Source organism: Micromonospora sp. CA-259024 (genome assembly GCF_050936255.1).
Classification (GTDB): domain Bacteria; phylum Actinomycetota; class Actinomycetes; order Mycobacteriales; family Micromonosporaceae; genus Micromonospora.
The window spans coordinates 2,422,525-2,436,228 of record NZ_JBNJND010000002.1 but is presented as its reverse complement, the minus strand read 5'-3'; the positions used below and the strand labels follow the sequence as shown (position 1 = coordinate 2,436,228).

At 72.9% G+C, this 13,704-nt stretch carries 15 protein-coding genes; 7 read left to right on the top strand and 8 right to left on the bottom strand.

What is annotated here, in order from left to right:
* Positions 1-9: 9 nt before the first annotated feature.
* The gene (locus tag ACQEUX_RS30880) at positions 10-963 is read right to left on the bottom strand and encodes an HpcH/HpaI aldolase/citrate lyase family protein (RefSeq protein WP_433055976.1); all 954 of its coding nucleotides are present in this window, start codon (positions 961-963) and stop codon (positions 10-12) included.
* A gap of 128 nt (positions 964-1,091) precedes the next feature.
* Here ACQEUX_RS30880 and ACQEUX_RS30875 point away from each other — a divergent pair, with 128 nt between their 5' ends.
* A complete protein-coding gene (locus tag ACQEUX_RS30875) occupies positions 1,092-1,916 on the top strand; it encodes an SDR family NAD(P)-dependent oxidoreductase (protein WP_433057255.1) in 825 nt (274 codons plus the stop codon).
* A 10-nt stretch (positions 1,917-1,926) separates the two neighbouring features.
* Entirely contained in the window at positions 1,927-2,202 is a 276-nt protein-coding gene (locus ACQEUX_RS30870; protein ID WP_433055973.1) for a hypothetical protein, read from the top strand.
* On the opposite strand, the gene ACQEUX_RS30865 is transcribed toward ACQEUX_RS30870, so the two are convergent.
* From ACQEUX_RS30865 to ACQEUX_RS30855, 3 genes are all read right to left on the bottom strand, one after another.
* A complete protein-coding gene (locus ACQEUX_RS30865; RefSeq protein WP_433055970.1) occupies positions 2,199-3,599 on the bottom strand; it encodes a hypothetical protein in 1,401 nt (466 codons plus the stop codon). The two genes, ACQEUX_RS30870 and ACQEUX_RS30865, sit on opposite strands and share 4 nt — an antisense overlap.
* Complete coding sequence (locus ACQEUX_RS30860; protein WP_433055967.1) at positions 3,596-4,120, bottom strand: SigE family RNA polymerase sigma factor; 525 nt, start codon at positions 4,118-4,120, stop codon at positions 3,596-3,598. Before ACQEUX_RS30860 ends, ACQEUX_RS30865 begins: the two co-directional genes overlap by 4 nt.
* Positions 4,121-4,214: 94 nt before the next feature.
* On the bottom strand, positions 4,215-5,159 hold the full coding sequence (locus tag ACQEUX_RS30855) for a DMT family transporter (protein ID WP_433055964.1): 945 nt from the start codon (positions 5,157-5,159) through the stop codon (positions 4,215-4,217).
* 104 nt (positions 5,160-5,263) lie between these two features.
* Between ACQEUX_RS30855 and ACQEUX_RS30850 the strand changes: the two genes are divergently transcribed.
* Positions 5,264-5,983 (top strand): HAD family hydrolase, encoded by a 720-nt coding sequence (locus ACQEUX_RS30850; protein ID WP_433055961.1) that lies wholly within the window; start codon positions 5,264-5,266, stop codon positions 5,981-5,983.
* A gap of 16 nt (positions 5,984-5,999) precedes the next feature.
* Here the strand turns inward: ACQEUX_RS30850 and ACQEUX_RS30845 are convergent, their stop codons facing one another.
* Both ACQEUX_RS30845 and ACQEUX_RS30840 read right to left on the bottom strand, forming a co-directional pair.
* A complete protein-coding gene (locus ACQEUX_RS30845) occupies positions 6,000-6,530 on the bottom strand; it encodes a hypothetical protein (RefSeq protein ID WP_433055958.1) in 531 nt (176 codons plus the stop codon).
* A 16-nt stretch (positions 6,531-6,546) separates the two neighbouring features.
* On the bottom strand, positions 6,547-7,416 hold the full coding sequence (locus ACQEUX_RS30840; protein ID WP_433055955.1) for a PhzF family phenazine biosynthesis protein: 870 nt from the start codon (positions 7,414-7,416) through the stop codon (positions 6,547-6,549).
* Positions 7,417-7,449: 33 nt separating this feature from the next.
* Here ACQEUX_RS30840 and ACQEUX_RS30835 point away from each other — a divergent pair, with 33 nt between their 5' ends.
* The 3 genes from ACQEUX_RS30835 to ACQEUX_RS30825 all read left to right on the top strand — a co-directional run bounded on the left by ACQEUX_RS30835 (position 7,450) and on the right by ACQEUX_RS30825 (position 10,603).
* A complete protein-coding gene (locus tag ACQEUX_RS30835; protein WP_433055952.1) occupies positions 7,450-8,736 on the top strand; it encodes a magnesium transporter MgtE N-terminal domain-containing protein in 1,287 nt (428 codons plus the stop codon).
* The gene (locus tag ACQEUX_RS30830) at positions 8,729-9,379 is read left to right on the top strand and encodes a DUF1003 domain-containing protein (protein WP_433055949.1); all 651 of its coding nucleotides are present in this window, start codon (positions 8,729-8,731) and stop codon (positions 9,377-9,379) included. Before ACQEUX_RS30835 ends, ACQEUX_RS30830 begins: the two co-directional genes overlap by 8 nt.
* 75 nt (positions 9,380-9,454) lie before the next feature.
* The gene (locus ACQEUX_RS30825) at positions 9,455-10,603 is read left to right on the top strand and encodes an Mrp/NBP35 family ATP-binding protein (RefSeq protein WP_433055946.1); all 1,149 of its coding nucleotides are present in this window, start codon (positions 9,455-9,457) and stop codon (positions 10,601-10,603) included.
* 241 nt (positions 10,604-10,844) lie between these two features.
* Here the strand turns inward: ACQEUX_RS30825 and ACQEUX_RS30820 are convergent, their stop codons facing one another.
* Both ACQEUX_RS30820 and ACQEUX_RS30815 read right to left on the bottom strand, forming a co-directional pair.
* Positions 10,845-11,267: a preprotein translocase subunit TatB gene (locus tag ACQEUX_RS30820; RefSeq protein ID WP_433055943.1), complete on the bottom strand. Its 423-nt coding sequence runs from the start codon at positions 11,265-11,267 to the stop codon at positions 10,845-10,847.
* Positions 11,268-11,343: 76 nt separating this feature from the next.
* On the bottom strand, positions 11,344-12,816 hold the full coding sequence (locus tag ACQEUX_RS30815; RefSeq protein WP_433055940.1) for a trypsin-like peptidase domain-containing protein: 1,473 nt from the start codon (positions 12,814-12,816) through the stop codon (positions 11,344-11,346).
* A 314-nt stretch (positions 12,817-13,130) separates the two neighbouring features.
* Between ACQEUX_RS30815 and ACQEUX_RS30810 the strand changes: the two genes are divergently transcribed.
* The gene (locus ACQEUX_RS30810; protein WP_433057253.1) at positions 13,131-13,700 is read left to right on the top strand and encodes an O-methyltransferase; all 570 of its coding nucleotides are present in this window, start codon (positions 13,131-13,133) and stop codon (positions 13,698-13,700) included.
* Positions 13,701-13,704: the final 4 nt, after the last annotated feature.

The following is a 13,704-nucleotide window of genomic DNA, read 5'->3' as shown; positions in this document are numbered from 1 at the left end:
CTCGGCCGGTCACTCCGGTGGGGTGAACTGCGAGGTACGGCTCATCCCGGCGGCCCGGCCCTTGGCGGCGATCACGAGCGCCATCTTGCGGGACGCCTCGTCGATCATCTCGTCGCCGAGCATCACGGCGCCGAGCCGGCCGCCAGCCTCCGAGGTGTAGTGCTCGTACGCGTCGAGGATCAGCTCGGCGTGGTCGTAGTCGGCCTGCGCCGGCTGGTAGACCTCGTTGGCGGCGTCGATCTGACCCGGGTGCAGCACCCACTTGCCGTCGAAGCCCAGCGCGGCCGAGCGCTTGGCCACCTCGCGGAACGCGTCGACGTCCCGGATCTGCAGGAAGGGGCCGTCGATGGCCTGCTTGTCGTGCATCCGGGCGGCCATCAGGATCCGCATCAGGATGTAGTGGTACGGGTCGCCCGGGTAGTCCGGGATCAACGCGCCGACCACCAACGACCTCATGTTGATCGACGCCATGAAGTCGGCCGGGCCGAAGATGATGGTCTCCACGCGCGGCGAGGCGGCGGCGATCGCGTCCACGTTGACCAGGCCGGCGGCGTTCTCGATCTGCGCCTCGATGCCGATCCGGCCGACCTCCAGGCCGAGCGTCTTCTCGATCTGGGTGAGCAGCAGGTCCAGCCAGTGCACCTGCTCGGCGGTCTGCACCTTCGGCAGCATGACGCAGTCCAGGTTGGCGCCGGCACCCTCGACGACCTCGATGACGTCCCGGTAGGTCCACGGGGTGGTCAGGTCGTTGACCCGGACGACCCGGGTCTTGCCGGCCCAGTCACCCTCGTTGAGCGCGGCCACGATGTTCTTGCGCGCGTCCGGCTTGGCCAGTGGCGCGACGGCGTCCTCCAGATCGAGGAAGACCTGGTCGGCCGGAAGCCCCTGGGCCTTGCCGAGCATCTTCACGCTGGAACCCGGCACGGCGAGGCAGGACCTGCGGGGGCGACCGACTGCGGCCATGGATGCGCTCCTTCCAGCGGCCGGCGGGCATGCCGACGCCACCTGACGACAGATCCGAGAACTTAACGATCCCAAAGGGCCTTGTGACGCCACGGTAACCTCGCGCCATGACCGGGGTGAATGGACCTGTGGAAGATCTCACTGGGCGTCGACTGGTGGTGGTGACCGGGGCCAGCTCCGGCATCGGGTTGGCGGCGGCGGTGCACCTGGCCTGTCGTGGCGACCGGGTGGTGCTGGTCGGGCGGGACCCGGCCCGCCTGCAGGCTGCCGCCGAACGGGTACGGGAGAACTCCGGCGAGCGCCCGGAGCTGTTCCGGGCCGACTTCGCGGTGCTCGACGACGTACGCCGGCTCGCCGAGCGACTACGCGACGCGTACGACCGGATCGATGTGCTGGCCAACAACGCCGGCGCGATCGCTTTGCAACCACTCACCACCGTCGACGGCTTCGAGATGTCGATCCAGGCCAACCACCTGGCCCCGTTCCTGCTGACCAACCTGCTCGCCGACCGGGTGGGCCGGATCGTGGTGACCGCGTCCGGTGCGCACCGCTTCGGCGCTCTCGACCCGGACGACCTGAACGCGCCGCTGCGCGGCTACCGGCCGATGGGCGCGTACGGCACCAGCAAGCAGGCGAACATCCTGTTCACCGCCGAGGCCGCCCGGCGCTGGCCGGGCACTCCCGCGTACAGCTTCCACCCCGGCATGGTGCGCACCCGGTTCGCCAACGACAGCAGACTGGTCGCGTTCGGCATGCGGATCCTGCCGTTCCGCAGCCCGGAGAAGGGTGCCGAGACGCTGGTGTGGCTGGCCAACCAGGACCGCTCCCGGCTGGTCGACGGTGGCTACTACGCCGACCGTCGACTGCGTCGGCCGTACCGGAAGGCGGCCGACCCGCAACTCGCCGCCCGGCTCTGGGCGGCGAGCGCCAAGGCCGTCGGCCTGGACAACTAGCGCGGCCGGCGTGCTGACACTTGTCGCGATCGTCGAGTTCACCGTCGGGGCCGAAGCCGCCGGGCAGCGTTACGAGGACGAGGTGCTGGCGCTGCTCGGGCGGCACGACGGCCACCTGGAACGGCGGTTGCGCGGCACCGACGGGCAGACCGAGGTGCACGTGATCCGGTTCGAGGAGCGGGCCGGCTACGAGTCGTTCCTCGCCGACCCGGACCGGGCGACCCTGCGCACCGCCCTCGGCGAATCCGCGCCGACCACCCGGGTGATCGAGGTCGACGAGGGCTAGGCGGGCGGCCGTCCGGTCCGGACGCGTCGCCGCGGACGCCGATCGCGCCACCGCCGCAGCAGTGCCAGCACGGGCAGGGCGGCCAGGATCGCCACCACGAACCCCACGGCGAGCAGCCAGAACGGCGGCGGGCCGTAGTCCGGGCGGCCGGATTCGCGTACCACGCCGTCGATCGCGAGGTCGGCGGCGACCGACAGGTCGGTGATGCCCTCCGGCGTACGGAAGAGCACGTCCGGCGCGGCTGCACCCCGACGCAGCACCACAAGCTCCACCGCCTCGGTGCCAAGCTCCTGATAGGGCCCCCAGGCGATGTCGTGGTCGTCCGGCCGGTCGACCGCCATCGGACCTGGCACGCCGACCAGCGCGACCGCCTCGTCGGCCGACCGCCAGTCGAGCAGTTGGACGAACGTGCGGGAGGGCACCGACGGGAAGGCCGCACCGGCCAGCGGCGTGTTGTCGACGGCGGACCGCAGCGCGAGTGTCCAGGTGCGCGGGTAGGACGGCACCGGGCAGTCGGTGCAGGTGGACCGGCCCAGGACGGCCACCGACCGCCCGTCCGGCAGCCAGGACCCGGCCCCGGCGAGCCGCCCACCGGCCAACGGCAGCTTCCGGTACGGCTCGGCGATGCCGCCGGCGCCCGCGTCGGCGACCCGGGTGAGCCAGACCTCGTCGCGGACCTGGAGGGCCAGCTCGCCCCCGTCCGGCGAGAGCGCCGCCGTGCGTCCCGGCGGAATCCAGGCGGTGCCGACCCGCACCCGCAGCACGTCCGCGCCGCGTTTCCGGTCGTAGACCCCGACGTACGGGGTGGTGTAGGTGTTCGGCGGGGTGAACGCGGCTTCGTCATCGGCGTAGGCGAGCCGCTCACCATCCGGCGCGAAGGCGAGCGGGTAGCCGTCCGTGCGATCCGGGGTGAACCTCCCGGATGTCAGGTCGAGCAGTGCCGCGCCGACCCAGGCGTACCGGCCGTCCGGGGAGAGCAACGCGTCGAAGCCCGGAACGAAGGGACCGGCGTCCAGCACCCGATACCGGTCGGCGTCGGCGGCCACCAGGCCCATCCGGGTCTCGAACCAGTCGGTGCGCACGGCCGGACCGCCGAAGAACATCGCCGCCGCGCCAGGGGCCGAGTCCCGTACCGAGGCGGTACGCAGCGGCGGGTCGACGAGTCGGGTGGGCAGGCCAGGGGCGTCGTGACGCGGGCCGGCGGGCGCCGGCAGTGCCACCGGGTGCAGCGCGTACCCGGTGCCGAGGAGCAGGACCAGGACGGCGAGCGCGCCGGCGACGGCGGCCCGGCGACGGCGGTGGCGGGTGCGCGCCGCGTCGAAGAGCCCGTCCGGTACGCGCGCGGGCGGCACGTCGTCGGCGAGACGGCGCAGCGCCTCGGAGAGCTGGCCGGTCATCGGGTCACCTCCTGCGTCCCCTGGCCGACGAGTTCGGCCAGCTCGGGAGCGAGGACACGCAGCCAGCCGAGGGCGTGCCGGGTCTGGCTCTTCACGGTGCCGACCCGACAGCCGAGCAGCGCGGCCGTTTCTGTCTCGGTGCGGTCCTCGTAGTAGCGCAGCACGAGGACCGCCCGCTGCCGCACGGTCAGTCGGGCCAACGCGGCCGACAGCACCAGCCGCAGGTCGGTGTCGTCGCCCAGGCCGGGTCGTTCCGGCAGCACCCCGCCCAGCCGCTCCGGAGGGCGGGCCCGCCGCCACCGCCACCAACTGGCCGCCTGGGTGCAGAGCACCCGACGCAGATAGGCGTGTGGGTCCTCCAGCCGCTCCCAGCGCACCGCGACCCGAGCCAGCGCCACCTGGACCAGGTCCTCGGCGTGGTGCCGATCGCCGGTCAGCAGGTACGCGAATCGGGTCAGCCCGGCGGTCTCGGCCCGGACGAAGTCGGCGAAACCCTCGCGGGTGCGGTCCTCGGTCGTCAACGAATCGCCTCCTCACCCGGACAGACGCCGGACGGACTCGCCGGGGAGGGAACCAGCGCCCATATTCCTCGTGTCGTCCCAGAGTTTCGTGCGATCAGTCGTCCAGCGGGGCCGGGTCGGTCGGCAGTGCGGTGGGTGCGGCCCGACGGCCGCCGAGCACCACCACGGTCACCCCGACCAGCAGCAGCGCCATCCCGAGCAGCGCGTACGGGCGGGGCAGCTGACCCAGCCAGGCCCAACCGAGCAGGGCAGCGCCGGGCGCCTCCAGCAGGATCAGCACGCTCACCGTGGTCGCCGGGATCTTCCGCAGCGCGTAGTTGAACATCGAGTGCCCGAGCAGCTGGGCGCCGGCCACCAGGGCCAGGATGGCCAGCCAGGTACGCCCGTCGAACCCGGTCAGTCGCACGCCGCCAACCAGGCACATGACCAGCAGGATCAGCGCGCAGATCCCGTAGCAGATGGTGGTGTAGGTGGTGGTGCTGATGCTGGTCCGGGCCCGCTCACCGAAGGCGGTGTAGACGGCGGCGAACATGCCGCCGGTCAGCGCCAGCACGTCGCCGAGGACGGCCCTGCCGGAGACGCCCACGTCCGCCCCGGTGGCGATCACCGCGCCGCCGACCGCCACCGCGATGCCGATCCACACGACCTGGGGCAGCGGACGCCCCTGGGCGCGGGCGATCAGCCCCTGCCAGACCGGCTGGGTGGCAACCAGGGCGGTGGACGTGGCGACCGAGGTGAGCTGGGCACTTGGCACCCAGGTCGCGAAGTGCCCGGCCAGCGCGATCCCGGACAGGACGCAGAACAACCCCTCCCGCCGGCCCACACCCACCGTCAGCCGGCGGAACTCGGCGCGACGCCGGGCCAGCGAGAACGGGCTCAGCACGGCCACCGCGAGCAGGTTGCGCCAGAACGCGATGGCCAGCGCGGGTGCGGCGGCGTACGCGATCAGCGGCGCGGACGACGACACGGCGACCACGGCGAGACCGACCGCGCCGGTGGTCAGCGGATCGGGAGACGGACGGTGTGAAGGTGAGGGCACGGGACGTAATCCTCACACGTATCACGAAGAGCACGGAACGTCAGCACTCCGTTACGATCACGCGGGTCCGCGCCAGCGACCCTCGACCGCCCGGAGAGGCGCCCATGCCCAGCTACCAGGCGGTGCTGTTCGATTTCTTCGGCACCCTGACCCGTTCGGTGCAGCGCGGTGTCGCGCACGTCGGCACCGCCGAGTTGCTCGGGTGCCACGCCGACACGTTGACCGAGGTGCTGGACCGCACCTACTACGAGCGGGCCACCGGCCGGCTCGGCAACGCGGAGGCGACCCTTCGCTGGGTGTGTGCCCAGGCCGGCGTACACCCCAGCGACCATGCGGTGCGGGCGGCGGTGGCCTCCCGGCACCGGGCGGTCCGCGCGGACATCTGGCTGCGCCCGGACGCCGTGCCGGTGCTGGCGGCGCTGCGTGAGCGCGGCCTGCGTACCGGCCTGATCAGCGACTGTACGCACGAACTCCCGGCCTTCCTGCCACAACTCGCGGTCGCCCCGCTCCTCGACGTGCGGGTCTTCTCGGTGCAGGTCGGACGGTGCAAGCCGGACCCGGCGCTCTACCTGACCGCCTGCCAGCGACTCGGGCTCGCGCCGGGCGACTGCCTGTACGTCGGTGACGGCGGCAGCCAGGAGTTGACCGGCGCCGAACGGGCGGGGATGACCGCCGTCCGGCTCGCCGCGCCGGATCTGGACACGCACATGGTGTTCAACGCCGACCTGCACTGGCGTGGCCCCACACTCGGCACCCTGGGCGAGGTGCTCGCCCTCGTCGACAGCGACGCCGAGGTGGCGGGCGTCGGCGGTCGGGCGGGCTGACGAGCGGGCGGCCCGATCAGCGGCGACGGACCCGGTGCAGACGGAACGGCTTGCGGGTGGCCCGGACCGCCGGAGTGGCCCGGGGCGGCTCGGCCTGCGCGTCGGCCGGCAGGTCGGCGCCGGCCAGCGGCATGCCGGCCGGGGCGAGCCGGTTCACCGCGCACCCGTCGGCAGCCCACCGGGCCACCAGATCGGCGGTCGGGCCGGGCGCGTTGAGGCGCTTCGCCGCCACCAGCGGCGCGGTGGCGTCCCACGCCTCGGTGCCCGGCCGCACCCGGGTTACCCGGGCCGGCCAGGTGACGATCCGGCCGCCGTGGTCGCCGCGCAGGGTCACCTGGGCCTCGGTCGCGTCGGCCAGACCCGGTGCGGCCTGCTCGCCGGGCCCGCTGACCACCAGGAGCGCGCCCTCGAGCGGGGCGCACCACAGCGCGAGTGCCGGCCCGCCGGAAACGCTGACCCAGGCCACGGCGGCCTTCTTCATCGCCTCGTCGACCAGCGGCGTGCCCCCGGGGGCGTCCTCGTCCGTCACACCCGCATTCTCCCGCATCGGCGCCTCCACGCGGTCAGCCCACGAACGGCGGCACGATGATCTCGCCCCGAGCCACCGGCACCACCTGACCGGCGACGGTCGCGCCGACCGCCACACCGTTCGCCGCGGTGACCGTGCAGGCCAGCGCGGACGGGCGGTTCATCTCCACACCCTGGCGGACCGCGTAACGGGACAGCCCCTCGCCGGGCAGCAGACCGGTCGCCACCAGCCACACACCGAGGCCGAGCGCCGCCGAACCGGTCGCCGGGTCTTCCGGGACGCCGATCCCCGGCACGAAGACCCGGGCGTGCGCGGTTTGCGTGGCGGCGTCCCAGGAGAAGACGCTGACGTGCGAAACCCCATACCGCTGCGCCGCCGCCGGGTCCACCCGGGCGCGGGCCATCGACTCCGGCCGCACCGGCAGGTACGGGAACTCCAGCCCACAGCCGGCGACGCGCGGGGCGGGCCCGATGTGGTCGTCCGCGACCAGCCCGGCGATCTCCAGCAACGGCTCCGGGTCCAACTCCGGCCCGAGGGTCGGCATGCCACCGGTCAACGTCGCCCCGGACGCGGTCACCTCGATCGGCAGCACTCCGGCCACGCACTCCTGGGTGACCTGCCCCACACCGAACATCCCGCGCCGGCTCGCGGTGACCGCCGCGCCGACACTCGGGTGCCCGGCGAACGGCAACTCCTCGACCGGGGTGAAGATCCTGGCCCGGTAGGTGGCGCCGACCTGGGTCGGGGGCAGCACGAACACCGTCTCGGAGAGATTGAACTCCAGCGCGAGTGCCTGCATCTGCTCGGTAGCGAGCGCCTCCGCTCCGAACACCACGGCCAGCGGGTTGCCGGCGAAGGGGCGGTCGGTGAAGACGTCCACGATCTCGTAGGCCAAGGTCGACATGTTGATAAACACTAGGCGCTTAGGCTGGTGCCCGTGAGCACGCCGACCCGGGTCTACATCGCCCGCCTCGCCGGAGTCGCCGTCTTCGACCCGAACGGCGATCAGGTGGGCCGGGTTCGTGACGCCGTGGCACGGCTACGGGCGACCAAGCGTCCGCCGGAGGTGGTCGGCCTGGTCGCCGAGATGCCGATGCGTCGTCGGATCTTCCTGTCGATCAACCGGATCACCTCCATCGACGCGGACGCCGTCGTGCTCGGCTCCGGCACCCTCAACCTGCGCCGGTTCGAGAAGCGCCCCAACGAACTGCTGGTGCTCCAGGAACTGCTGGACCGGCGGGTGCAACTCGACCCGGGCGGCCAGCCCGGCGCGGTCGTGGACGTCGCGATGGAGTGCAGCCGGGGTGGTGAGTGGTCGCTGACCCGTGTCGCCGTACGCGAGCAGACCGGTCGGCTCAGCCGCCGCGGCCATCTGCACCAGGTCGAGTGGGACCGGGTGCGCGGGCTCAGCGGCATCGCCGACAACCGGGGTACGGCGAACCTGCTCGCCGTCCTGGAGGACATGCGCCCGGCTGACCTGGCCAACGCCCTGCAGGATCTGCCCGACGCCCGCCGCAACGAGGTCGCGGCCGCGCTGAACGACGAGCGGTTGGCCGACGTGCTCAGCGAGTTGCCGGAGCACGACCAGGTGGAGATCCTCGCCGCCCTCGACCGGGAGCGGGCCGCCGACGTCCTGGAGGAGATGGACCCGGACGACGCCGCGGACCTGCTCAACGAGCTGCCCCCACCGGAGCAGGACGTGCTGCTGGACCTGATGGAGCCGGACGAGGCCGACCCGGTGCGTCAGCTCCTCAAGTACACGCCCGGCACGGCCGGCAGTGTGATGACCTCGGAGCCGGTCATCCTGCCGCCGGACGCCACCGTCGCCGAGGCGCTGGCCCGCATCCGGGAGCCACAGCTGTCGCCCGCCGTCGCCGCGCAGGTCTTCGTGACCCGGGCACCGCAGAACACCCCGACCGGCCGCTATCTGGGCATGGTGCACTTCCAGGCACTGCTGCGCGAGCCTCCGGCCGACCTGCTGGGCAAGGTGGTGGTCAACGACATAGACCCGCTGCGCCCGACCACCCCGCTGCCGGAGATCACCCGCCGGATGGCCACCTACGACCTGGTCGCCATGCCGGTGATCGACCGGAACAACCGGCTGGTCGGCGCCGTGACGGTGGACGACGTGCTGGACCACTCGCTACCCCGCGACTGGCGGGACCGCGATGCCCTGATCGCCCCGGGCGCCACCGACGCGGTGCTGGATGGCGCGGATGACTGAACAGCGGCGGGCGGAACGGCTCGACCAGCCACGCGAGCCCCGGGGCATCAAGCTGCCCCGGTTCGACGCGGAGGCGTTCGGCCGGTGGTCGGAGGGCATCGCCCGGGGCATGGGCACCGCGAACTTCATCGTCGTCATGACGGTGGTGATCACGATCTGGTTCGTCTGGAACACGTTGGCCCCGGCGGACCTGCGCTTCGACCCGTACACCTTCACGTTCCTGACTCTGGTGCTGTCGTTGCAGGCCAGCTACGCGGCGCCGCTGATCCTGCTGGCGCAGAACAGGCAGGCCGACCGGGACCGGGTGGCCCTGGAGGAGGACCGGCGGCGAGCCACCGCGCAGAAGGCGGACACCGAGTACCTGGCCCGGGAGATCGCGGCACTGCGGATCGCGTTGGGTGAGGTGGCCACCCGCGACTTCCTCCGCTCCGAACTTGCCCGGCTGGCCGAGGAACTGGACGAGGCGGGGCAGCGCCGGCAGCGGCTGGAGCGCCGCCAGCAGGAGAAGGACAGCCGGCAGGAGAGGCGTGGTCAGCGGCCGACCGACGGTGTCGGCCTGGACGAACCACGCGACGACCTGGACGGCGACTTCGCCCGGGACACCCGTCCGGACGGCACCGGCCCGCGCCGGTCAGAGGGCTGACCAACGGTCATCGATTGGCTCACACCGCCCCGGGCAGCAGCGGCAGCGGATGCCCCGCGACGTAGCATTGTGGGCATGTCAGCACCCGTGAGCACCGTCGAGGACGCGATCCAGGCCGCCCTGGCCACGGTCAACGACCCGGAGATCCGCCGGCCCATCACCGAGCTGGGCATGGTCCGCTCCGCCACGATCGGTGCCAGCGGTGTCGTACGGGTCGAGCTGCTGCTCACCGTGGCCGGCTGCCCGCTCAAGGACAAGCTGCGGACGGACATCACCGCCGCGGTCGCCGCGGTGCCCGGCGTCACCGGCGTGGAGATCGACTTCGGTGTGATGACCCCCGAGCAGCGGCAGTCGTTGCAGTCGCAGCTGCGCGGTGGGGGCGCCACCGCGGAGCCCGTCATCCCGTTCGCCCAGCCCGGCTCACGCACCCGGGTGTACGCGGTGGCCAGCGGCAAGGGTGGCGTCGGCAAGTCCAGCGTGACGGTCAACCTGGCTGCGGCGCTCGCCGCCCGCGGGCTCTCCGTCGGCGTGGTCGACGCGGACATCTACGGCCACTCGGTGCCCCGGATGCTCGGCGCGGACGGCCGGCCCACCCGCGTCGAGGACATGATCATGCCGCCGCAGTCGCACGGCGTGAAGGTGATCTCGATCGGCATGTTCACCTCCGGCAACGCGGCGGTGGTGTGGCGCGGCCCGATGCTGCACCGGGCGTTGCAGCAGTTCCTGGCCGACGTCTACTGGGGCGACCTGGACGTGCTCCTGCTCGACCTGCCCCCGGGCACAGGTGACGTGGCCATCTCGCTGGCCCAGCTGCTCCCCAACTCGGAGATCCTGATCGTCACCACCCCGCAGACCGCCGCCGCCGAGGTGGCCGAGCGGGCCGGTGCGATCGCCCTGCAGACCCACCAGCGGGTGGTCGGCGTCATCGAGAACATGTCCTGGCTGGAGCTGCCGGACGGCTCCCGGATGGAGATCTTCGGTGCCGGGGGCGGGGCCGCCGTCGCCGAGTCGCTGAGCCGGACCATCGGCGCTCAGGTGCCGCTGCTCGGTCAGATCCCACTCGACACCCGGGTCCGCGAGGCCGGTGACGCCGGCAACCCGGTCGTGCTGGCCGAGCCGGAGTCCCCGGCCGCGCAGGCGCTCGGCACGATCGCCGACCGGCTCGCGCTGCGCCGTGAGTCGCTGCTCGGCAAACCGCTCGGCCTCAAGCCCGCCGGCCGCTGACCGCTGACCGCTGTGGCCGCTGGCGGCCGCTGGCGGCCGCTGGCCGGCATGATCAACTCGGCTTTCAGGATATCGGGGTATCTCGGACCGACTGACCGGCCGACTTCCTGAAATCCGAGTCGATCACGGCCCGATCGAGGCCGGGCGGGTGCAGGCCAGACGGGCGCGGGCCGGGCGGGCGGGTCAGGCGGGCGGGTCAGGCGCGGGCCGCGCGGGTGCGGGTTGGTCGGGTGCGGGTTGGTCAGGTGGCGTCGTCGTAGCTGGCCCGGGGGGCCGGCGCCGTGGGGGTGCCGGTGGCCGTGCCGGACCGGGTCCCGTTCGACCGCAGGTCGGCGGCGCTGGCCACGTCCTTCAGGTCGTTGTGCACGCCACCGACGTCCGCACGCAGGTCGTCGTAGACGCCCTGCAACGGCTTACGGATCGCCGCCTCGTCCTCCTCGCTGAGGAGGTGCTTGCGGATGAACGCCTTCGGGTGCAGATCCTCCAGCTGGATGTCGGTCCCCAGCTCGCGACTCAGGTCGCCGGTGGCGTTACGGGCCATGTTGCGCAGGTTGCGCACCAACCGCAGGCCGTCGGTGATGACTGCGGGCAGCCGGTCACCGAAGATCAGCAGCGCCAGGAGCAGCAGCGCCCCGATCTCCCACCAGTTCAGGTTTTCGAACATCCCGCTGGCCTCCTCTCGGCGTCAGCAGCAAGACTACGCACGCCGGACGGCGTTCGGGCAAGGGGTGAGCCGCTGTTCACTTTGCGTCTGCGGCGAGAGTTACCGAGGTGTTCTGCCGGGTGGAGCCCCGCCGAAACTCGACGGTCACCACCGAGCCCGGCGCGAACTTGCGGACCAACGCGGTCAGGTCCGTCGGCTCGGTCATCGGCCGACCGTTGATCTTGAGGATCACGTCGCCGACCTTCAGCCCGGCACCGTCCGCCGGGCCGGAGGGCTCCACCTCGGCCAGCCGCAAGCCGCCCCCGGCGGCCCCGTTCGGGCCCTCGGCCCGGGCGCCGATCACCGTACGCCGGGCCTTGCCGGTGCCGATGATGTCCTGGGTCACCCGCTTGGCCTGGTTGATCGGGATCGCGAAGGCGAGCCCGATGTTGCCCGCCTCCTGCCCCTCGGCGACCAGCGACTTGATGGTGGAGTTCACTCCGACCACCCGCCCGGCGCCGTCGACCAACGGACCGCCCGAGTTGCCGTGGTTGACCGCGGCGTCGGTCTGGATGGCCGCGTAGTAGCGCACCGGGCCGCCGGGTTCGCCGGCCTGCATCGTCCGGTCCAGAGCACTCACGATGCCGGCGGTGACCGTGTTGGCCAGCGACAGCGGCGAGCCGATGGCGAGCACCGGGTCGCCGACCGCCAGCGCGTCGGAGTCACCGAACTCCACCGGTCGCAGCCCGGGGCGGCTCACCTTGATCACCGCGATGTCCGACTCCGGGTCCTGACCGACGATGGTCGCCGGCGCGGTAGTGCCGTCGTTGAAGACCACCGAGGCCTTGCCGCTGCCTCCGGCCACCACGTGGTCGTTGGTGATCACGTGGCCGTCGGCGGTGGCGATGAAGCCGGAGCCCTCACTGGTCCCGCCGAGGCTGCTGACCCGTACGGTGACCACGCTGGGCAGGACACGTTCGGCGACCCCGGCCAGTGACTCCGGCTTGCGCTGGGCGAGCGCTGGCACTTCCGCCGGCGCACCGCCGAGCACCGTCCCACCAGCCCCGCCGCGTACCGCGAACGCGTAACCCAATGCGCCGCCGAGGGTGCCGGCCAGCAGCGCGGTGATCACGGGGATGAGCAGCAGGTGACGCAACGTCGGCCGGCCCGGCGCGTCCGGATCGGTGACCGGCTCCGGCTCGGTGCCGGCCGCCACCACCCCGGGCACCACCACCGCACTCGGCGCCGCCGGGTCCCGCCATGGATCGGCGAGCGCGTCCGACCACCAGGGCGACGCGCCGGCCGAGCCGGGCCCACCCGCGGTCGATACCGGCCAGCCCGCCGATGCCCCGGCGGTCGGCACACCCGCCACGGGCGCCGCCGATGCCCCGGCGGTCGGCGCACCAGCCACGGGCGGGTGCCCGGACGTCGGTGCGTCGCCTGGCGGCACAGTGGGCGTGCTGCCAGCCCCCGGCATGGTCGGCGACCCCGCCGGCGGAGCCCCTGCTCCGGGCGGTCGCGCCGGAGCCGGAGTCTCACCGCCCCGGCGCCAGTCCCAGCCGTCGGTCACGTCGGTGCCTCCCAGTCCGTCCCCGGATCCCGTGCCGCGTCGCCCGGCCACAGGCCGGTCTGGTCGCGGCTGACGGGATACCGCCTCCAGGATTGCACGGATGCACGCGGTGGAGTCAGCGGTTGTCCCGGTGATCGCAACAGGCGGAGGCGCGGCTGCGCGCCGCGACGGTCGCCTCTACGCTCACAGTGCCAACCCGCCCCCGCACCACGCACCGCCCCCGGAGGTGCCTCATCGCCACGGTCGCCGGTTCCGGCAGTTCGACGGCCCAGGCTCAGCAGTTCGCCGAGTCGTACGTCACCGAGGATCTCGTCCTGCGCACCGCCCGCAGCCTGGCCCGGGAGGTCGGCCTCGACGCGGTCACCCCCGGCGCGGGGGCGGCACTGCGGCTGCTGGCCGCCGCCGGCAACGCCCGAGCGGTGGTGGAGATCGGCACCGGCACCGGGGTGAGCGGGGTCTGGTTGCTGCGCGGCATGCGCGCCGACGGTGTGCTCACCACCATCGACGTGGAGGTGGAGCACCAGCGGATCGCGCGGCGGATCTTCGCCGAGGCGGGCTTCGCGGCCGGCCGTACGCGGATCATCACCGGTCGTGCTCTCGACGTGCTGCCCCGGCTCGCCGACGGTGCGTACGACCTGGTCTTCGTGGACGCGGAGGCCACCGGCTTCCATGCCTGCGTCGAAGCGGCGCTGCGGCTGCTGCGCCCGGGGGGCGTGCTCGCGCTCAACGGCGTGCTGGCCAACGGCCGGATCGGTGACCCGGCCGCCCGGGACGCGGAGACGGTGACGGTCCGCGAGACGATCAAGGCGGTCCGGGAGTCGGAGCACTGGATCCCCGCGCTGCTGCCGGTCGGGCACGGGGTGCTCGCCGCGGTGAAGTGCTGACCGT

What these genes read in the sequence shown, in the direction of transcription:
- ACQEUX_RS30825 (WP_433055946.1), top strand. Translation starts at nt 9,455, where the DNA reads ATGTCAGCACCCGTGAGCACCGTCGAGGACGCGATCCAGGCCGCCCTG.
- ACQEUX_RS30865 (WP_433055970.1), bottom strand. Translation starts at nt 3,599, where the DNA reads ATGACCGGCCAGCTCTCCGAGGCGCTGCGCCGTCTCGCCGACGACGTG.
- ACQEUX_RS30845 (WP_433055958.1), bottom strand. Translation starts at nt 6,530, where the DNA reads ATGCGGGAGAATGCGGGTGTGACGGACGAGGACGCCCCCGGGGGCACG.
- ACQEUX_RS30850 (WP_433055961.1), top strand. Translation starts at nt 5,264, where the DNA reads ATGCCCAGCTACCAGGCGGTGCTGTTCGATTTCTTCGGCACCCTGACC.
- ACQEUX_RS30880 (WP_433055976.1), bottom strand. Translation starts at nt 963, where the DNA reads ATGGCCGCAGTCGGTCGCCCCCGCAGGTCCTGCCTCGCCGTGCCGGGT.
- ACQEUX_RS30840 (WP_433055955.1), bottom strand. Translation starts at nt 7,416, where the DNA reads ATGTCGACCTTGGCCTACGAGATCGTGGACGTCTTCACCGACCGCCCC.
- ACQEUX_RS30830 (WP_433055949.1), top strand. Translation starts at nt 8,729, where the DNA reads ATGACTGAACAGCGGCGGGCGGAACGGCTCGACCAGCCACGCGAGCCC.
- ACQEUX_RS30820 (WP_433055943.1), bottom strand. Translation starts at nt 11,267, where the DNA reads ATGTTCGAAAACCTGAACTGGTGGGAGATCGGGGCGCTGCTGCTCCTG.